This window comes from Hyphomonas beringensis (genome assembly GCF_000682755.1).
GTDB lineage: Bacteria > Pseudomonadota > Alphaproteobacteria > Caulobacterales > Hyphomonadaceae > Hyphomonas > Hyphomonas beringensis.
Genome location: NZ_AWFF01000026.1, coordinates 1 through 17588, shown reverse-complemented (window position 1 = coordinate 17588; position 17588 = coordinate 1). Strand labels below are relative to the sequence as shown.

Genomic DNA, 17588 nt, shown 5'->3' with positions numbered 1-17588 from the left:
CAAGCGCGTGACCGAAACGCCTGACGCGCCCGTACCTCAGACTGCTGAAACCCGCGCCACGGCGCGATGGTTCAACAGCCTGTCGTTTCGCCTTTTTGCGCTCACCGTGGTCGCCATCCTGATCGTCGAGGCGTTCATTTTCGTGCCGAGCGCATCCGGCTATCGTATGGCCTGGCTGAATGAACGCGTGCAGGCCGCCCGTATTGCCGCGCTCGCCTTGGACGCCGCACCGGAGCGCTCTGTGTCCGAAGAACTCTCCCAGCAATTGCTGGAAAATGCCGAAGTGCTCGCCGTCGCAGAAACAGAAGACGACATGCGGTTTCAGCTGCTCTCCTCCAACATGCCCATGGAAGGCGAGATGCATGCTGAAGATCTGCGCGACACCAGCGCGCTAAGCCGTGTCCTGGATGTGATCGGCGCCTTCTTCGCGCCAGACGACCGCATTCTCGTCGTTACCGCCATCGGGTCAGAGCCAGACCGGGTGATCGAAGTGGTCGTCCCGCAAGCGCCGATGAAGGCCGGACTCTATGCCTATGCCCGCCGGATTGCGGGCCTTGCCCTGCTCATCGCGATGGTTGCCGCCTCCATCATCTACGTTCTGCTCCACCTCCTTGTCGTGCGCCCCATGCAGCGCGTCACCCTCAGCGTGGAACAGTTCCGCCAGGATCCAGGTGGCTGGACCAAACGTCTGCCGCCGACGCGCCGGAGTGATGAGATAGGCCGGGCACAGAACGCCCTGTCTGACATGGAAGGCGCTGTGGCCGACAGTTTCCGCCAGCGCGCCCATCTTGCTGAGCTCGGTATGGCCGTCGCCAAGATCAACCATGATTTGCGCAACTCCCTTGCCTCCGCGCAGCTTGTCTCGGACACGCTGGCGCGATCTGAAGACATCCGTGTACAGAAGGCTGCACCGCGCCTTGAGCGCGCCTTGACCCGCGCGATCACTCTGGCAACTGAAACGCTCGATTATGGCAAGGCGATGCCACAGCCAGCTGAGCCGGATACGATATACCTGAAACAAGCGATCGACGAGGCCGCCGACGAGGCGCTCGCGGCGTGGCCGTCTGTCGAACTTATAAACAATGTCCACATGCTGGACCAGGTGACCGCAGACCCTGATCACCTTCACAGGATCGCGGCAAACCTTATCCGCAATGCGGCTGAAGCAATGGCCGCAGCAGGCTCCGACCCTTCCCGAATTTTCGTCAGCTCAGAGAATAATCAGATCGAGTTCGTGGACACCGGCCCGGGCCTGCCTCAGAAAGCCGCCGACAATCTGTTCACCCCTTTTGCTGGCACAGCGCGCCAGACAGGTACAGGGCTCGGGCTCGTGATCGCACGGGAATTGGCCGAAGCCATGGGCGGTGAACTGGAACTGGCCTCTACGGGGCCTGAAGGATCTGTTTTCCGGTTGACCCTTCCGCCCAGGGCCTGACATTTTATCGTCATTATCCCGTGCTTTGGGAACCAAATCCCCTACACACGCATTAGTCCACCAGTAAGCTGGATGGACCCTATGACCCCCGAGATGATTGTTTCTGCTTGTGTTTCTGCCGGCGCGGCCTCGATTGCCGGCCTTGCCGTCATTCTGCAACCTGCACTGCCTGGACCAGACGTTAAAGCCGTCGATTATTTTCAGGAAGCGGACTATACGATCTTTGATCATGACTTTGACCTGAAAGGCCGCAACTGCGAAGTCGGCATTCAGAAGAAAGGCATCTGCCTGGCAGACTCGCCTGTCGAAGACAGGATTGTGCCTGGCATGATTCTGCCAACACAAATGCCGGCGACCTCCGCAGAATTTGCCATTATCCTCGAAGCGCCGCTGAAGAAAGCGGAACTTCAAACCGTGCGGTTTGGCCATCGCCTGGCACTGCTGAATCCAGAGACACGCGAAGTTGTCGATGTCATGGACCTCGACGCGCGCTCCTTTGCCGAAGCGCAGGATCTGAACCGCGAGAAGGCCGACATTGTAGACGCTGACGACCAGACCACCTGATCCGAACTTCAAAAACCTTCCAGCCATAAAAAAGCCAGCCCGAAGGCTGGCTTTAATTTTGCTCGGAAGAAACCGATTAGTCCAACTCGTCTTGAACGTCGTCGGCAGCATCATCTACTTCTTCACCCAGCTCTTCTGCAGGGCCATCATTGCTGTCGCAGGCCGCAAGACCAAAAGCGCCAAGACCAAGCAGGATTGCAATAATCGGTTTTTTCATATCCAAAGCTCCTTTTCATCTGCCTCCGGAATGAAGGCGTCCACTTGCCAACGCACAATTGCCGAGACGGTTCCGTCAAACTTATGCCTGTCCACACTCCCTATACGCCGCCTTCAGACCCGCTTGTCTTTCTCCATGTGGATGAATGGCTGATTGTGGCCGACAAGCCGGCAGGCCTTCTATCTGTGCCCGGACGCGGCCCCGAAAAGGCCGATTGCGCCCGCAGCCGCGCGGATGAAGCCTATCCTGGCGCCCTGACGGTTCACCGCCTGGACATGGCAACCAGCGGCCTGCTGCTGTTCGCCCGCACTGCTGACATCCAGCGCGCGCTCTCAAAAGCCTTCGAACAGGGAGAGGTCGCAAAGACCTATCTGGCCGATGTCTGGATGGCACCTGAGGAAGCGAACGGGCTGATTGACCTGCCTCTCATCACAGACTGGCCCAACCGGCCCATGCAGAAGGTGGATCATGAAATTGGCAAACCCAGCCAGACACGGTTTGAGATCATTGACCGCCACGCTGCCGCCTCCCGCGTGAAGCTTATCCCGCTGACCGGTCGGTCTCACCAGCTGCGTGTGCACATGGCAGAGCTTGGCCACCCCATTCTGGGAGACCAGCTCTATGCCCATGATCTCGCGCGCAACATGGTGACGCGCCTGCATCTCCACGCCAGCGAACTGGGCTTTCGTCATCCGGTGACGGGCGAGGACGTCCAGTTCGTGGCCCCCTGCCCCTTCGAAACGGCTTGACCCCGCTGCCACTTCATATTATCGTTTTTCGATAATTACGGAGTTGCCCATGCTACGCGCCGAAATCGTTCGTCTGTCCATGCACCATGTCGACATCAAGATCATCATGGAGGATCGCATGCACGTCCTGCAGTGGCGACGTAACCTGCTATGGGATGAGGTTCTGCTTGATGGGAAGCGTCAGGCCTCCAGCCATGGGTTATGGGGACGTGAGAAAGTCTACGGACTGGTCTTCGGCCGTGACGAGGAAGGCCGCGGCGGCGAACAGGTCATGCTGCTGCTGGACACCGGCGCCCATAATGACTGGTCGCTTGGCGACACTCATGTGCGCGGCGTTCGCCTTGAAGCGCGCGATGGCCCACTCGTTTCCTATGGGTCTCTGGACCCCAAGGCCCTTGAAAAGCCAGCCACCTTTGCCGACTGGATGAAAAAGACAATGGGCATGGAATGGGGCGGCCAATCAGATAGCCGCCCGAATTAAGGTTTGAATATCTCTTGAATTTATGAGGCGCGCTGGTCCGAATTGACCGGCACCAGACGCACGGTCGCCTTGCGGTTCAGCGGCTCGGCATAGCCATTCGCGGCATAGGCGCGGGCCTCGCCCTTCGGCTCAATCCCGATATGGCCTGCCGTAATGTTGCGGGCTTTCAGGCCTTCGACCACGGCTTGGGCGCGCTCATCCGACACTTTGCGGTTCAAATCCACAGGGCCTGCGGCATCGCTATCGCCGGTCACTTCGATACGGGCATAGCGGCAATCGCTCAGATCATCGGCAACAGCGTCCAGAACAGCATCGGCCTGATCGCCGAGGCGGGTCACACCGCGCTCAAAATAGATCGTGAATTCTTCCGTCGTGCAGGCCTTTGGTGCCGGGGCGTAAGTGAGGGGCTCCTGCGGCGGGGCGGGCAGCTCTGCATGGGCTGCCATTGTTGCAGTTACAGCAGAGGCCAGTGTCAGGCTCAGAATTTTCATGGCGAGCTCCTTTGGGGTCAGCTATCCCTTGGAAAACGCCATTTGCCCCCACCGGTTCCCTATAATCTTTTCTTCGTGCGCCCTTCATGGGCCCGGGCAGAGGCTGGATCGGCCGGCCAGTCATGCTTGGGATAGCGCCCGCGCATGTCCTTTGCCATGTCGAGATAGCCCGCCCCCCAGAACTGTCCAAGGTCCTGTGTCGTGGCGACCGGCTTCATGCCCGGGGACAGCATTTCCACGGTCACAGGTACGCGGCCTGCCGCCAGTTTGAGATGCTCACTCAGCCCATAAAAGGCTTGCGCGCGGGCAGAGACGAGCGGCGCGCGATCATCCAGATAATCCACCCGCGCCGTCTGGCCAGACGGCAGTTCCAGGTTCAGCGGGGCATCCCGGCGCAACGCTTCCTGCACCTGCCAATCAAGACTTGTCACCAGCGCCTCTCGCACCGCATGCGGCGGCGGCACGCTGGCGCCCTGACGCTTCAACAGGGGCAAGAGCCAGTCTTTCGCGCTCTCTACCAGGCCCTCCAGGCTCATGCCTCCAGCCTCGATACAGCCTGCGGTTTCCAGCATGCCGATACGGGCCAAGGTTTCCTGCACGACATCATCCGCGCCAATGGCGGGGAAGCCTTCTTCGCGAATGGCGTCCAGCATCGCCGCCGCACAGATTGCCGGCTTCGGCTTGGGCAGCGGCGCCTCGGACAGGACAATCGCCCCCAGCGCTTTCACCCGCCGCGCCGTAAATTTGCCGGTCCTGGGGTCAAAGCTCGCCCGGTCTTCAGAGACGACGCCGCCAATCTCAAGCGCGACAGCCTCATCAATCGGCATGGCCAGGGAAATCCGCGCCTCTTTCGCCGCGCCGCCCAGATCCGCAATCACCAGCCAGTCTTGCTTTGCCAGCGCATCCGTCTCCGGCAACATCGCGGCCCGTCCGGACGCCATCAGATAGCTGCCCGCACTGCCCGGCCGCTTGCGCGCGATCTGGTCCGGCCAGGCCCGCGCCAGCAATTTCGCCATGTCCCCGCCGGGATCAGCGCCGTTGCCCCAGCTTTTGGCTTGCGCCTTCAGGCTCCGCGCCCGGGGAGAGCCATCCTTGCGAAAGCCCGCCAGCCGATCTCTCAAATCCGGCGAGCTGCCGCCCATGCCCCGTTCCCCGGCCAAGGCTGCAATCTCGGCTGCCAGCGCCCGTTCTGCGGGCGACGGCGCACTCGCGACCAGCGCCCCAAGGCGCGGCGGCAGGGGCAAACACGCCATTTCTGTTCCCAAAGGCGTAAGACTTCCCTGCGCATCCAGCGCCCCCAGCGTCACCAGCAAATCCTGCGCGGACTTCAGGCGTCCCGCCGGGGGCTGATCCATCCAGATTAGGCGCCCAGCATCCCGCTCGCCCCATTCGGCCAGTGTCAGCACAAGGCCGGACAGGTCACTCTTCAGGATTTCCGGCACAGGCGCTGGCATCAGGCCCCGCGTCGCGGCCTCATCCCACAGCCGATAGCATACGCCCGGCGACAGGCGCCCTGCCCGGCCCCGGCGTTGATCGACCGAGGCACGGGACGCCTTCACCGTGGAGAGCCGCGTGCCAAGTCCGCCTGCAGCATCCTCCGCCACGCGCGACAATCCGGAATCGATGACGATGCGCACGCCCTCAATGGTCAGGGCGCTTTCAGCAATGTCCGTGGCGAGCACCACTTTGCGCGTGCCTTCCGGGGCGGGAGAGACAGCCGCATCCTGCTCTGCCGGGGTCAATGCCCCGAAGAGGGGCACGACACGTACACTTTCCGGAGCGCCGTCCAGCTGGTCTGCCGTGCGCAGGATTTCCCTTGCCCCAGGCAGGAAAGCCAGAATGGATCCGTCTTCCTCCTTCAGGGCCTTCCGTATGGCTACGGGCATCCGGTCTTCGATCCGCTCGCGGTCCTGAGACCGGCCCAGATAGCGCGTTTCGACCGGATATTGCCGGCCTTCACTCTCGATCACCGGACACGCAAGCACTCTGGATACGCTTTCCGTATCGAGTGTGGCGGACATGATCAGAATACGCAGATCTTCGCGCAGCGCTCCCTGCGCTTCCATCGCCAGCGTGAGTCCCAAATCCGAATTCAGGCGGCGCTCATGGAATTCGTCAAAGATCACCGCCCCGACGCCGCTCAATTCAGGATCAGACAGGATGCGCCGTGTGAACAGGCCATCCGTGATGACCTCAACGCGCGTTTCGCTGGAAACTTTCCGGTCCACCCGCGTGGTCAGACCCACTGTCTGGCCCAGTTTCTCTCCCAGCGAGGTCGCCATTTGCTGCGCAGCCATCCGCGCCGCGATCCGCCGAGGCTCCAGCATGATGATGCGGCCCTCAATGACCGGGGGCTCTCCCAGCAGACCCGCCAGGGCCAGGGGCACGCGTGTCGTCTTGCCCGCGCCGGGCGGCGCAGCCAGTACGAGGCGCGTGTGGTCCGCCATGACTGACCGGATTTCGGCCAGAACATCATCAATCGGAAGGGAAGAGAGACCAGTTCTCACGCTAAGCCTGATAGGCGTTTCGACCCGTAGCTGGCAAGCTGCAGTAAGTTCAGACTCGCAATTGCCATTACGTACAGTGCGCCGTACCGTCGCGCGCAACCAACGGGGCAGGAGCTTTCTCAATGAAATGGTGGTTCGGAATTGATCTCTGGCAGCGTGTGATCGCGGGCTTGGTATTGGGGGCCCTGGTGGGCCTCGGCCTGCGATACGGCATGGGCGCCGAAGCGGCAGGAGATGCCGTCAGGACCTGGGCCAAGCCATTTGGCGACGCCTTCATCAGCCTGATCAAGATGCTGGTTGTTCCACTGATCTTCACCACGCTGCTGTCCGGCGTGCTGGCGATGGGAGACCCGAAAAAACTCGGCAGTCTCGGGGGCCGTGCCCTGATGATGTATATGGGCACAACGCTCGTCGCCGTCAGCTTCGGTCTCCTGATGGGAACAATCATCCAGCCCGGCGCCGGTTTTGACCTGTCCATTGCCTCTGCCGCAGACATTGCAGAGGCCAAGGCCCGCCTGGATGCCAATCCGCAACCCGGCAGTGTCGGCGAGCAATTGATGCACACCTTGCTCTCCATCATCCCGACCAACCCGGTTGCCGCATTGGCCAATGGGGACGTGCTTCAGATCATCTTCTTCTCCATCATGCTCGGCATAGGCATTCTGATGTGCGGGGAAGCCGGCAAGCCGCTGGCCAATGTCATCAACAGCGCGGCCGAAGCCGTCATGAAGCTGACCTTGATTGTCATGGAAACCGCGCCTTTCGGTGTGTTTGCGCTGATGGCCTGGGTGTTGGGTGAGCGCGGGCTCGATATTCTCATCTTCCTCGGCAAGCTGACACTGACGCACTACATTGCCTGCGGCCTGCACATTCTGATCACCTATGGCCTGATCATTCGCGGGGGTTTGCGCCTTCCATTGCTGCCCTTCTTCCGCGGCGCAGTGGATGCCCAGGCCCTGGCCTTCTCGACTTCGTCTTCCAATGCCACGCTTCCGATGACGATTGCCTGCGCCACGAAGAACCTCGGCATCGGCAAGCCGGTCGCCTCTTCGGTCCTGCCACTCGGCGCAACCATCAACATGGACGGTACGGCGCTGTATCAGGGCGTCATCGCCCTCTTCGCCGCGCAGGCCATGGGCACCCCGATGACCATCAGCATGTATGTCACCATCATCCTGATGGCGACGCTGGTCTCCATCGGCACAGCCGGCATTCCGTCCGTCAGCCTGTTCCTGGCCGCCACCACGCTCAGCGTGATCGGGGCCACACCGGAACAGATCGTCGTCGTGATCGCCGTGCTCTTCCCGTTCGACCGTATCCTCGACATGATGCGCACCGTCACCAATGTGACCGGAGATCTCACCGTCGCCACGGCCGTCGCAAAGTGGGAAGGCGAGTTCGACGAGGAAATCTACCGCGCAAGAGACCCGGTCTGACCCGCTACAAATTTCTGGAACTTCAGGCCTGTCGGGGCATTGTGACGCCATGACAGGCCTGAAACCCTACGCTGCGGTCGCAGCCCTCTCCCTTATCATTATTACAGCGCTCGCCCTGGGCGTGCAGGATGTCTGGGGTCTGGATCATCTTGACCGAATGATCACGGATCAAATTGCAGATTTGCGCACACCGCTCCTGAACGAGGTGATGCTGGTCATTACCGCGCTGGGAGATTCCCGCTTTCTGATTCTGGTCAGCATCGTGACAATTGGCGCCTTGCTGATCGCCCGCGCCTGGAAGGAAGCGGGCATATTTGCGGGCGCGTTCCTCCTCACACCGCTCATCGTGAAGCTGATCAAGTCCACTGTCGCACGTCCTCGCCCGACCGTGGACCTTTATGGCGGCGTGGAATCCTTCAGCTTTCCCAGCGGCCATGCCACCAATTCCGCCCTGATCTATGGCGCGCTGGCCCTGCTCTCCATGGCTGTGTTCAAGCGCCTTCCGGGCCGCCTGCTGGCCGTCGCCTTTGCGAGCCTGGCTATCATGATCGCCCTGTCGCGGATCTATCTTGGCGCCCATTGGCCAAGTGACACGTTGGCAGGCCTCGCGCTTGCGGCCCTGATGCTGACCGCCATTGCCGCGCTGACCGAGGGCGACCGCCTGCCAGATGCGGCGCGACATGTGCCTGTCGCGCTGATGATCGTGACGCTGGCCTTCCCGCTATACCTCTTCATCGCGCTGCCCCATGCACGGGAGCTATATACAGCCCTGCAGGCGCAATAGACCTCGCCCGCCTCGCCCAATCACGCTAAGCGGGTCGCCATGCTGACCCGGCGCAAGATCCTCTCCCTCGCAACGCCCGTGATCCTCGCGCAGGCGGCAACCGCGACGACCGGAGTTGTCGACACCGCCATTATGGGCCGCTTTGGCGACAAGTCAGACCTCGCCGCCGTGGCCATCGCCGCCGTCGCCTTCAGCTTCATCTATTGGGGCTTTGGCTTCCTGCGCATGTCGACCACCGGTCTGACTGCGCAGGCGAATGGCGGCGGAGACATCGCGGAATCGCGCGCCATTCTGTTACGCGCCCTCCTGATGGGTGCCGGCATCGGCGCGGTGCTGTTCCTGGTGTCCCCTCTCCTGAGGCTCGGCATCTTCGCGGCCTTTCATGGCACAGAGACGGTCGAGACACTGGCGGGTGGATATTTCAATGCCCGCATCTGGGGCGCGCCGGCCTATCTGATGGGGCTCGCCGTCACCGGCTGGATGCTTGGCACCGGCAAGACCGGCCAGATGCTGGCCTTCCAGATCGTGATGAACGGCGTCAATGCCGGGCTCGATACCTGGTTCGTCGCAAAACTTGACTGGGGCCCTGCCGGAATCGGAGCTGGCACAGCCATTGCCGAATGGGTCGCGCTGGTCTTCGGCCTGATCCTTGTCGCTCCGGCCTTTCGCGGCCATGCCCGCCTGCTGGACCGCGACAGGCTGACCGCGCTGCTGGCCGCCAATCGCGACATCATGATCCGGACACTGGCGCTGCTGCTGTGCTTTGCCTGGTTCGTGCGCTCCGGCACGATGATCTCCACCGCCATCACCGCAGGCAATGAAGTTCTCCTGCAATTCATCACCGTCGCCGCCTTCGTGCTGGACGGGTTTGCCTTTGTTGCAGAGAAGGAAGCCGGGGAAGCGTATGGCGCGCGCGATGGCAAGCGACTCTCCCGTGCCATGCGCCTGACAACGGAATTCGCCCTGCTCTCCGGCGCGGCTATCTCCCTTGCCTACTGGCTGGGCGGCGGCTGGGTCATCGACATTTTCATCCGCGATCCGGAGGCCCGGGCCGCTGCGCTCGCCTATCTGCCATGGTGCGCCGCCGTGCCCCTCTTGGGCATTGCAGCCTGGCAGCTGGACGGGCTGTTCCTCGGCACAACGCAAGGCCGCGCCCTGCGCAATGCCGGCATCCTGTCTGCCGCTCTCTATATCTGCGCAGACCTGATGCTGCGTCCAGCAATGGGCAATGCCGGCGTCTGGACCGCCTTCCTGTTGATGTACCTGTTCCGGGCTGCGGCGCTCGGGCTTTACGTGCCGGGCCTGTTCAGAGGTCTTTCCCGACCGCCTCGGCCAGCGTCGTAAACCCATCTGCCTGCAACAGGCTGACCAGGTCCTGATTGATCCGCTCGGCCAGTTCGGGGCCTTCATATACCAGCGCTGAATAAAGCTGCACGGCATGCGCGCCAGCCTTGATCTTGCGATAGGCATCTTCGCCGCTGGCAATCCCGCCCGCGCCGATCAGATCAAACTCGCCGCCCAATTCCCGCGCGAAGGCCTTCAAAACCTCCGTAGACGGCTCCATCAGTGGCGCGCCAGAGAGGCCGCCTGTCTCGCCCTTGTCGGCGCTGCGCAGGCTTTCCGGACGGGCCAGCGTCGTGTTGGAGACAATCAGACCTGACAGCCAGGCCCCTGCCCCGCGCACAACGCCGCAAATATCCTTGATTGCCTGCGGGTCCAGGTCCGGTGCCACTTTCAGGAATACAGGCTTGCCCGCGCGCTCTGCCTGCCCGCACGCCGTCAACAGCGCCTCAAGGGAAGCCTTGTCCTGCAGGCCGCGCAAGCCGGGCGTATTGGGAGAAGAGATATTGATCGTGATATAGTCCGCATGGGGCGCAACGGCTTCGACACCCTCAACATAGTCGGCAATCCGGTCATCGCTTTCCTTATTGGCGCCGACATTCGCGCCAATCGGCACTTCGCCCTGATAGGTTTCCAAATTACCGACGAAATAATCTAGGCCCTCATTGTTGAAGCCCATCCGGTTTATCACTGCGCGGTCTTCACTGAGGCGAAACAGGCGCGGCTTCGGGTTTCCCGGCTGCGGTCTGGGCGTCACCGTTCCGCACTCAACAAAGCCAAAGCCATATTTGGCCATCGCCGCCGGCACATCACAATTCTTGTCAAAGCCGGCCGCCAGCCCGACCGGGCCAGACAAGGCAAGCCCGGACTTCGGCAGCTTCACCGCCAGTGTCGGGTGCGTCGCGGGCGGCCGCATGGGCACCCCAATCCGTGCCTTCAGCAGACGGATGGTTGCTGTATGCGCCAGCTCCGGCGGCAGCATCTTGATGGCGGCAACGCCAAGATCAGTCAGGCTCATTTAAGTCAAATCCCTCGGCATGATGGGGGCCCCGTCTTCTGCCAGGGCCAGACGCCAGACGGCATCCGCCTTTGAAATACGCAAGAAAGCATAGAGATGCGGGAACATTTGTCCCCCCCGGCTGTTTTCCCATTTCAGGGGCGGAAGGCGATCCACCGGGAACCTTACCAGGCGCACATCCTTCTGGCCCGAAAAGTATAGTCGCGCCGTTTCCGCAACTTGCGCAGCGGTTGAGAGATGCACATAGCCGTCATCCCGGTCCAGCGGCACATTGGTCGCCCCGGTCTGTTCGGCATCACGCCATTGCTCATCCGTCAGCAATTTGAAGACATGTGTGTCGTCCATGACCTGCGTTTCAGCAGGCTTTGACGCCAGGCGCAATCCGTGTTGACCTCATATTCTGCAGGGGGATGAAAATGGCTGGCAGCGCCGAAACACCTGAGCACCATCATTTGCGGCTTCCGACGGGCCGCACGATCGGAGAGGAAATCGCCGGTTTCAACCGCTTCTCCCGCCTGATGGATTCCCGCTTCAAAATCGCCGGTGTCCCGGTCGGGCTGGACGCTGTTATCGGGGTTGTGCCGGTTGCGGGGGATGCTGTCACCGGGGCCATGGGCCTCTACGCGCTTGGCACAGCCGCGCGCCTGAAACTGCCCATCACCGCGCACATTCAGATTATCTGGAATCTCGTCGCAGATGCGGCCATTGGCGCCGTGCCGCTGGCGGGGGATGTCTTCGACGTCTTTTTCCGCTCCCACCGCAAGAATTTTCGCGTCGTGGAAAAGCACCTCATCAAACGCGCCCGCAAGCACGAGGCCGAACTGGCCAAAGCCTCAAACGTCTGAGCCGGGCCGGTCTGTCGCGCGGGAGATCAGCCAGTCGCCCTTGCCGGATTCGCAGGCCGCAAACCGTCCGCGCTCCACGCCCGGAATGGCATAGGCAATATCGCGGCACGTTACCGGCACCTGTTCTGCCGCCGTCTCGACTGAGCGCTGCACGGCATCATACTGGCTGACACTATAGCTGACCGTGCGGATCACCGGACGATTCACATTGCGGGTCAGCGTTTCTTCCATGAAGATCTCTACCTGGCGGCCATCCGGCGTCACCAGAATGGAACGGCTGCCATCCTGTGCGCCGTTCACCAGTTCAAGGAAATCTGCGCGCAGCGGGCTTAGCGCCTCTTCGGTAAAGGTCACATCAGACGCGGCCTGCACGCGGCGGACAATGAAATCCTCAACCTGTTGAGATGTTTGCTCCACCGGCGCAACCGCGCCCACCGGGCGGTCAAAGGCGCGGACCCCAGCCGTCGTCGCCGTCAGGATCTTTGGCGCGCTGCGCTGTGTCGGCGTGGCGGCTGCCAGCTGCAATGGGTTGGCAGGCTTCAGAGAGGCCGGGTTCGGCACAGCGCCGGTATAGGCAGCAAAAGTGATCGCAGCCCGGCGGCTCTGCTCCGGCATCGGCGCAGGCGCCATTACCTGAATGGAGGCAGGCTTCAGCGATGCAGGCTGCGGCATATCCGTGATGCCAATTGCCGACACCAGCCGCGCATCTTCCTCTGGCGCAGCAGAGACCTTTGTTATCTCGGGCGCAGCAGGTTCCGGCTGTACCGCAAAGCCAGCCTGACGGCGCAATTGTTCCTGAATGGCCTGTTTCGCGGCAATGTCCGCGCGGCGCATCGCGTCCAGCTCGGCTGCGCGACGGGCATCCAGCTGCGCCAGGCGGCGCGTCTCGGCTTCGGCTTCGGCCAGACGGCGCGCTTCCAGTTCTTCCAGACGCAGCGCTTTGGCTTCCGCTTCGGCCACACGCCGGGCTTCCAGTTCCGCCTGACGCAGGGCCTCGGCCTCTGCCACGCGGCGGGCCTCCAGCTCAGCGAGGCGTTTCTTTTCGGCGGCCTGTTCGGCCAGACGTGCCTCGCGGGCGGACTGGGCCAGGCTCTGTTCCTCGGCCAGACGCGCGGCTTCTGCATCGGCAATCGCAGCGGCGGCGCGGCGTTCAGCCTCTTGGGCGGCTCTCGTCTCAGCCTCGACCCGGGCGGCCTCAGCCTCTTCCTGACGCACGGCAATCTCTGTGGCGAGGCGCTTGTAATCAAACCATGGCTGGCTCTCGGCGCCTACCGGCTGTGATGCCGCCGCCAGAGCCAGGGCAGACGTTTGCCCCGCCGGCGTCGGTGCCGCGTCCTGCTGCGCCAGCTTCAAATCATCGCCACCTGTCTCGCCTGATCCTGCATCGCTGGGATCATCCTCATGCAGCGCCGATTCCGCTGCCATGACCGACAGACCCGCCAGGCCCAGCACAGCCAGACCAGCAAATGCCAGTTGCGATACATCGCCCAGACGCGTGCGCACACCGCCCTCATCATCGTCATGCCCACCGCCGGACAGGCCCGCCTTGCCCTTCCCGGCCAGCGGCAATGCGCCCGCCGAGACGGAACTCAGCGGCGTCCGCTTCAGCACCATGTCCGGCACTCTCGGCAGCGCGAAGGTCATCTTCAGCGGCGCGCGCTCTGTCTGTACGGCGCAGGGCGGCTGCACCGGGCTGACGGCACGTGGCGCGCGGGTAACGCGGCCATCTTTCAGCGCCGGATAGCGAATGCCCGAATCAATGGCGAGGGTCGACTGGGGCCGCGTCGCCTTGCGGGCCTCAAGGCGCTCACGGAAGCTGCCGCGCACATCGGTCTCGGCCTTTTGCCGCACGGCCTTTTCAGGGCGGGATGCCCCGTCAGACCTGCGCACTCCGCCCCGAAGCATGGGAGTCGTTTCATGACCTTCTGTCAGTCTTGTCTCGAACATCTCAAAACCCCTCCGGCGGTTACCTTTGCCTATCTGGCATCAGGCTTAATGCCCCTACCTTTCATATTAACTAATTAACCAGGCCAAAACCATCCCCTTGATCCCAGAGCGACGCTTGTCAGCACGTCATTTGGACCTTATGGCAACAGCCGTTGCGCGCGTGCACAAGAAAGGTACAGCTTCATGGCCAAGACAGGTTCCGCCCCGAAAAAAGTCGTCCTCGCTTATTCCGGGGGGCTCGACACATCGATCATCCTGAAATGGCTGCAGACAGAGTTCGGCGCGGAAGTCGTGACCTTCACGGCAGACCTCGGCCAGGGCGAGGAACTGGGGCCCGCACGCGAAAAAGCGCTCGCCGCTGGCGTGAAGCCGGAAAACATCTTCATCGAGGATGTGCGCGAAGACTTTGTGCGCGATTATGTCTTCCCGATGTTCCGCGCCAATGCCGTCTATGAGGGCGTCTACCTGCTCGGCACCTCCATCGCCCGGCCGCTGATCGCCAAGCGCCAGATCGAGATCGCAGACATGGTCGGCGCCGACGCCGTCTGCCATGGCGCGACCGGCAAGGGCAACGACCAGGTCCGCTTCGAGCTCGGCTATTACGGCCTGAACCCGGACATCAAGGTCATCGCCCCATGGCGCGACTGGGATTTCAAATCCCGGACAGACCTTCTGAAATTCGCCGAATCCCACGGCATCGAGATCGCGAAAGACAAGCGCGGCGAGGCCCCCTTCTCCGTCGACGCAAACCTGCTGCACTCCTCCTCCGAGGGCAAAGTGCTGGAAGACCCGGCCGAGCCCGCTCCGGAATTCGTTCATATGCGGACGATCAGCCCGGAAGATGCACCGGACGAGGCGGAAATCATCACCATCGGGTTCGAGCGCGGCGATGCCTGCTCCATCAATGGCGAAGAAATGAGCCCCGCCACGCTGCTCACCGCCCTCAACGCATACGGCAAGAAGCACGGCATCGGCCGGCTGGACCTGTTGGAAAACCGCTTCGTGGGCATGAAGTCCCGCGGCATCTATGAGACGCCCGGCGGCACGATCCTGCTGGTCGCCCACCGCGGCATCGAACAGGCCACGCTCGACCGCGGCGCCGCGCACCTGAAAGACGAGCTGATGCCGAAATATGCAGAGCTTATCTATAATGGCTTCTGGTGGAGCCCGGAGCGCGAAATGCTGCAGGCCGCCATCGACCATTCCCAGCGTTATGTCTCCGGCGAAGTGAAGCTCAAGCTCTACAAGGGCCAGGCCTATCTGATCGGCCGCTCCAGCCCCTATTCTCTGTACCGGGAAGACATCGTCACCTTCGAAGACGACCACGGCGCCTACGACCAGAAGGACGCCGAAGGCTTCATCCGCCTGAACGCGTTGCGGCTCAAGCTGCTGGCGGGACGCGACCGGAAGTTCGGGAAGAACTAGCTTGGAAGGTGGAATGCCAGAAGATGCCCAAATTCTGAATGAGATTGTCCGTCTCTTGGGATCAATTCCTGAGAAGGCGACATTCCGGCACGACAATTCAGTCAATCATGAGTGGTTAGGCTCCGTTCTCTTCATTGTCGGGAAATCTGGAGACATAAGCCTTGCCGCAGAAGCACGAACGATCATCTCCGGCCTTCAAGGCCCTCAAGTTGCAACTCGCGACCCTAGAGCACGCCTGGTGATATTGCTTCAACAGCTCAAGCGTGAATACGAGTTCAAGCTCGGATACTATATCCCTCGCAACTACGTTGAGATGACGGACGAGCAGCTGGAAGTTCTCAGCGCTGCCAAGGAAGATCTTAAGTCTTCAGTTAATTCAGATAACGAATTAAGTGAAGATGACCGCACAATCGCGCTACACGAAATTGCCATGTTTGAAGCCTCCTTGGGGGCGGGACGCTTCTCTTCTGACCTAATTTCGAGATTCGTGAACGGCTTTTTAAAAGGCGCAATTATCCTGTCCGGCGGCGTAATGCTAAAACAAGCTGCATCTCGGATGGCTGACGAAATTTTGAACGCTATGGGCTGGGCCGCGTCTTAAGGTGCAAGGCGCTTTCGACAGAAATTCTCATAAATCTTGAGCAAGTGTAGGGTGGGTTGAGCGGAGCGATACCCTCCCTCCAGACTCCCGCCACGAACCGCCCTTCCGAACGCGCTCATGCTGAGCGAAGTCGAAGCACGGGCGCGGGTGCGCTGCGGATTAGCGCTTTGCCGCATCATCCTTCGACTTCGCTCAGGATGAGTCCGGGAAGAGGATCAGGGATGCGTCCGATCTTTATTTGGGTTTGTCAGGGTCTTGTGGCTTACCCGGATGGGTCAGTTTGTAGAAACGGCCCTTCTCCGGAATGGGCGGAGCCGTGCGGGATTTCGACAAGGATTTCAGGCTGTCCCAGTCCCCGCGTATAAAGGCTTCCTTCTTGGCGCGGGTCCAGCCCTTCATCTGCCGTTCGAAATTCACCATCTCTGTCGGGTCCGAAAATTCCCCGCACCAGACCAGCTCCACAGGCCTGCGAGAATAAGTGAACGCCTTTGGGTTCAAGCCCTCATTGTGCTCCCAGACGCGGGCGTCCACATCGTCTCCGCGATGTGAGCCGACATAGTATTTTCCGTCCGCACATTGCAGAAGATAAACCCAGAACCGCATCACACCACCCTAGCGCTCATCCTGAGCGAAGTCGAAGGATCGTGCGCGTGCGGGGAAGCTTTCGGGTCTAGGCCCGTTCATCCTTCGACTTCGCTCAAGATGAGACCGGTATAGGCTGCACCCCTGCACCCCAGCCTTGCCATCCCCTGGCCCATGCCCCACATCGCGCGGATGCGTATTCGTCCCTACACCCCCGCTGATCTTGCCGCCCTTTATGCCATCAATCAGGCCGGCACGCCCGGTGTGGGGCATGAGGATACGCCAGAGGGGCTGAAACGCTGGTTTGATGTCGGCACCTGTCTGGTGGCCGAGGATGAGGCCGGCCAGCCGCTCGGCTTCATCAATTTGATCGAGCCTGGCACGATGGCCTATGCCAGCGACAATCTCCGCTGGTTTGAGCGCTGGATGGAACAGGAGCAGGCGAGCCTGCTCTATGTGGACCGCATCGCCGTGGCAGAGGCTGCGCGCGGCCTGCGCATCGGCCAGCGCCTGTATGAGGCGGCCTTCGGTCTGGCCAAGGGGCGGGACTGGATCGGCGCCGAAGTGAATACGGACCCGGACAATCCGCTCTCCCACAAATTCCATGCCCGCATGGGCTTCTCCCGTGTCGGCGAGAAACGCTACAAACCCGATTACGCCGTCGCCTATTACACCCGCAAACCCTGAGGCGCAGGCCGAGGGCCAGAGCCACAGGACCGAAACTTCGGCGGACACAGCCCCATCCTCTCCCCCACCAATACCTGCGTAGGTATCTGCCGGGATGTGAGAGGACATCCTTCCGCCCCCAACCCAATCCGTCTGATACGCCCCCAAGCCATACTTCAGGTCTGCTCACACGGGGGCCGGATCAGGTACCGTTCTGGTCGTGGGGGCAGGGTCAGGATGGTGCTGGGGGGAGAGACGGTCTCGCCAGCGCCTAGGCAGGTCAGGCCAGGGTGAGCCGGTGAAAGCCGGTTGGGCTGGTGAGGATCAGAAATCGTGCCAGTGGCACGATTTCCCGAAACAGGCCCGGAGCGTAAGCGCAGGGCATGGTGCCTGTAAAGCGCGGGCCTATCGCTTGCGCTCAAGGCCTGCTGCGGGGCGAACGCAATGCGTTCGCTTGATCCCTCCGCAGGGCGGTAACGCTCCATTCCGTAGCCTTTAT

At 61.7% G+C, this 17588-nt stretch carries 19 protein-coding genes; 11 read left to right on the top strand and 8 right to left on the bottom strand.

Annotated features, from left to right (window positions below):
- Positions 1-7 precede the first annotated feature (7 nt).
- Positions 8-1435, top strand: a complete 1428-nt coding sequence (locus HY29_RS03780) for a sensor histidine kinase (protein ID WP_241765126.1) — start codon at positions 8-10, stop codon at positions 1433-1435.
- Positions 1436-1516: 81 nt separating this feature from the next.
- Positions 1517-1999: a hypothetical protein gene (locus HY29_RS03775; protein WP_034792589.1), complete on the top strand. Its 483-nt coding sequence runs from the start codon at positions 1517-1519 to the stop codon at positions 1997-1999.
- 76 nt (positions 2000-2075) lie between these two features.
- On the opposite strand, the gene HY29_RS19510 is transcribed toward HY29_RS03775, so the two are convergent.
- Positions 2076-2216 carry a hypothetical protein gene (locus HY29_RS19510; protein ID WP_199285817.1) on the bottom strand — a complete coding sequence of 47 codons (141 nt, stop codon included), beginning with the start codon at positions 2214-2216 and terminating at the stop codon, positions 2076-2078.
- 83 nt (positions 2217-2299) lie between these two features.
- Between HY29_RS19510 and HY29_RS03770 the strand changes: the two genes are divergently transcribed.
- Together HY29_RS03770 and HY29_RS03765 are read left to right on the top strand one after the other, a co-directional pair.
- Complete coding sequence (locus tag HY29_RS03770) at positions 2300-2965, top strand: pseudouridine synthase (RefSeq protein WP_034792586.1); 666 nt, start codon at positions 2300-2302, stop codon at positions 2963-2965.
- Positions 2966-3014: 49 nt separating this feature from the next.
- Positions 3015-3446 carry a hypothetical protein gene (locus HY29_RS03765; protein WP_034792583.1) on the top strand — a complete coding sequence of 144 codons (432 nt, stop codon included), beginning with the start codon at positions 3015-3017 and terminating at the stop codon, positions 3444-3446.
- Positions 3447-3466: 20 nt separating this feature from the next.
- On the opposite strand, the gene HY29_RS18255 is transcribed toward HY29_RS03765, so the two are convergent.
- On the bottom strand, positions 3467-3937 hold the full coding sequence (locus HY29_RS18255) for an OmpA family protein (RefSeq protein ID WP_051601109.1): 471 nt from the start codon (positions 3935-3937) through the stop codon (positions 3467-3469).
- 59 nt (positions 3938-3996) lie between these two features.
- On the bottom strand, positions 3997-6444 hold the full coding sequence (gene hrpB, locus HY29_RS03755; protein ID WP_034792580.1) for an ATP-dependent helicase HrpB: 2448 nt from the start codon (positions 6442-6444) through the stop codon (positions 3997-3999).
- 122 nt (positions 6445-6566) lie between these two features.
- Here hrpB and HY29_RS03750 point away from each other — a divergent pair, with 122 nt between their 5' ends.
- From HY29_RS03750 to HY29_RS03740, 3 genes are read left to right on the top strand one after another with little or no spacing between them, the layout of a single operon-like run.
- Positions 6567-7880, top strand: a complete 1314-nt coding sequence (locus HY29_RS03750) for a dicarboxylate/amino acid:cation symporter (protein WP_034792577.1) — start codon at positions 6567-6569, stop codon at positions 7878-7880.
- 49 nt (positions 7881-7929) lie between these two features.
- A complete protein-coding gene (locus HY29_RS03745; RefSeq protein WP_051601108.1) occupies positions 7930-8664 on the top strand; it encodes a phosphatase PAP2 family protein in 735 nt (244 codons plus the stop codon).
- Positions 8665-8703: 39 nt separating this feature from the next.
- Positions 8704-10008 carry an MATE family efflux transporter gene (locus HY29_RS03740; protein ID WP_034792572.1) on the top strand — a complete coding sequence of 435 codons (1305 nt, stop codon included), beginning with the start codon at positions 8704-8706 and terminating at the stop codon, positions 10006-10008.
- Here HY29_RS03740 and HY29_RS03735 read toward each other — a convergent pair.
- Entirely contained in the window at positions 9971-11023 is a 1053-nt protein-coding gene (locus tag HY29_RS03735; RefSeq protein WP_034792569.1) for a quinone-dependent dihydroorotate dehydrogenase, read from the bottom strand. The genes HY29_RS03740 and HY29_RS03735 overlap by 38 nt on opposite strands.
- Positions 11024-11368: a DUF952 domain-containing protein gene (locus HY29_RS03730; protein ID WP_034792843.1), complete on the bottom strand. Its 345-nt coding sequence runs from the start codon at positions 11366-11368 to the stop codon at positions 11024-11026. It abuts the gene before it with no gap.
- A 71-nt stretch (positions 11369-11439) separates the two neighbouring features.
- Here HY29_RS03730 and HY29_RS03725 point away from each other — a divergent pair, with 71 nt between their 5' ends.
- Positions 11440-11868, top strand: coding sequence for a DUF4112 domain-containing protein (locus HY29_RS03725; RefSeq protein ID WP_051601107.1), 429 nt, complete (start codon positions 11440-11442; stop codon positions 11866-11868).
- On the opposite strand, the gene HY29_RS18250 is transcribed toward HY29_RS03725, so the two are convergent.
- Positions 11857-13815, bottom strand: a complete 1959-nt coding sequence (locus HY29_RS18250) for a hypothetical protein (RefSeq protein ID WP_051601106.1) — start codon at positions 13813-13815, stop codon at positions 11857-11859. The genes HY29_RS03725 and HY29_RS18250 overlap by 12 nt on opposite strands.
- Positions 13816-13998: 183 nt before the next feature.
- On the opposite strand from HY29_RS18250, the gene HY29_RS03715 reads away from it, so the two are divergent.
- Together HY29_RS03715 and HY29_RS03710 are read left to right on the top strand one after the other, a co-directional pair.
- Positions 13999-15240 carry an argininosuccinate synthase gene (locus HY29_RS03715; RefSeq protein WP_034792565.1) on the top strand — a complete coding sequence of 414 codons (1242 nt, stop codon included), beginning with the start codon at positions 13999-14001 and terminating at the stop codon, positions 15238-15240.
- A gap of 13 nt (positions 15241-15253) precedes the next feature.
- Positions 15254-15841, top strand: a complete 588-nt coding sequence (locus HY29_RS03710; protein WP_034792562.1) for a hypothetical protein — start codon at positions 15254-15256, stop codon at positions 15839-15841.
- Between the two features lie 234 nt (positions 15842-16075).
- Here HY29_RS03710 and HY29_RS03705 read toward each other — a convergent pair whose 3' ends face one another.
- Positions 16076-16444 (bottom strand): GIY-YIG nuclease family protein, encoded by a 369-nt coding sequence (locus tag HY29_RS03705; protein ID WP_081811214.1) that lies wholly within the window; start codon positions 16442-16444, stop codon positions 16076-16078.
- A gap of 153 nt (positions 16445-16597) precedes the next feature.
- Here HY29_RS03705 and HY29_RS03700 point away from each other — a divergent pair, with 153 nt between their 5' ends.
- Complete coding sequence (locus HY29_RS03700) at positions 16598-17110, top strand: GNAT family N-acetyltransferase (protein WP_051601105.1); 513 nt, start codon at positions 16598-16600, stop codon at positions 17108-17110.
- Positions 17111-17265: 155 nt separating this feature from the next.
- Here HY29_RS03700 and HY29_RS19565 read toward each other — a convergent pair.
- The coding region (locus tag HY29_RS19565; RefSeq protein ID WP_206741919.1) for a hypothetical protein at positions 17266-17588 on the bottom strand (323 nt) is incomplete at its 5' end.

What these genes read in the sequence shown, in the direction of transcription:
- HY29_RS03775 (WP_034792589.1), top strand. Translation starts at nt 1,517, where the DNA reads ATGACCCCCGAGATGATTGTTTCTGCTTGTGTTTCTGCCGGCGCGGCC.
- HY29_RS19510 (WP_199285817.1), bottom strand. Translation starts at nt 2,216, where the DNA reads ATGAAAAAACCGATTATTGCAATCCTGCTTGGTCTTGGCGCTTTTGGT.
- HY29_RS03770 (WP_034792586.1), top strand. Translation starts at nt 2,300, where the DNA reads ATGCCTGTCCACACTCCCTATACGCCGCCTTCAGACCCGCTTGTCTTT.
- HY29_RS03765 (WP_034792583.1), top strand. Translation starts at nt 3,015, where the DNA reads ATGCTACGCGCCGAAATCGTTCGTCTGTCCATGCACCATGTCGACATC.
- HY29_RS18255 (WP_051601109.1), bottom strand. Translation starts at nt 3,937, where the DNA reads ATGAAAATTCTGAGCCTGACACTGGCCTCTGCTGTAACTGCAACAATG.
- HY29_RS03750 (WP_034792577.1), top strand. Translation starts at nt 6,567, where the DNA reads ATGAAATGGTGGTTCGGAATTGATCTCTGGCAGCGTGTGATCGCGGGC.
- HY29_RS03745 (WP_051601108.1), top strand. Translation starts at nt 7,930, where the DNA reads ATGACAGGCCTGAAACCCTACGCTGCGGTCGCAGCCCTCTCCCTTATC.
- HY29_RS03740 (WP_034792572.1), top strand. Translation starts at nt 8,704, where the DNA reads ATGCTGACCCGGCGCAAGATCCTCTCCCTCGCAACGCCCGTGATCCTC.
- HY29_RS03735 (WP_034792569.1), bottom strand. Translation starts at nt 11,023, where the DNA reads ATGAGCCTGACTGATCTTGGCGTTGCCGCCATCAAGATGCTGCCGCCG.
- HY29_RS03730 (WP_034792843.1), bottom strand. Translation starts at nt 11,368, where the DNA reads ATGGACGACACACATGTCTTCAAATTGCTGACGGATGAGCAATGGCGT.
- HY29_RS03725 (WP_051601107.1), top strand. Translation starts at nt 11,440, where the DNA reads ATGGCTGGCAGCGCCGAAACACCTGAGCACCATCATTTGCGGCTTCCG.
- HY29_RS18250 (WP_051601106.1), bottom strand. Translation starts at nt 13,815, where the DNA reads ATGTTCGAGACAAGACTGACAGAAGGTCATGAAACGACTCCCATGCTT.
- HY29_RS03715 (WP_034792565.1), top strand. Translation starts at nt 13,999, where the DNA reads ATGGCCAAGACAGGTTCCGCCCCGAAAAAAGTCGTCCTCGCTTATTCC.
- HY29_RS03710 (WP_034792562.1), top strand. Translation starts at nt 15,254, where the DNA reads ATGCCAGAAGATGCCCAAATTCTGAATGAGATTGTCCGTCTCTTGGGA.
- HY29_RS03705 (WP_081811214.1), bottom strand. Translation starts at nt 16,444, where the DNA reads ATGCGGTTCTGGGTTTATCTTCTGCAATGTGCGGACGGAAAATACTAT.
- HY29_RS03700 (WP_051601105.1), top strand. Translation starts at nt 16,598, where the DNA reads ATGCCCCACATCGCGCGGATGCGTATTCGTCCCTACACCCCCGCTGAT.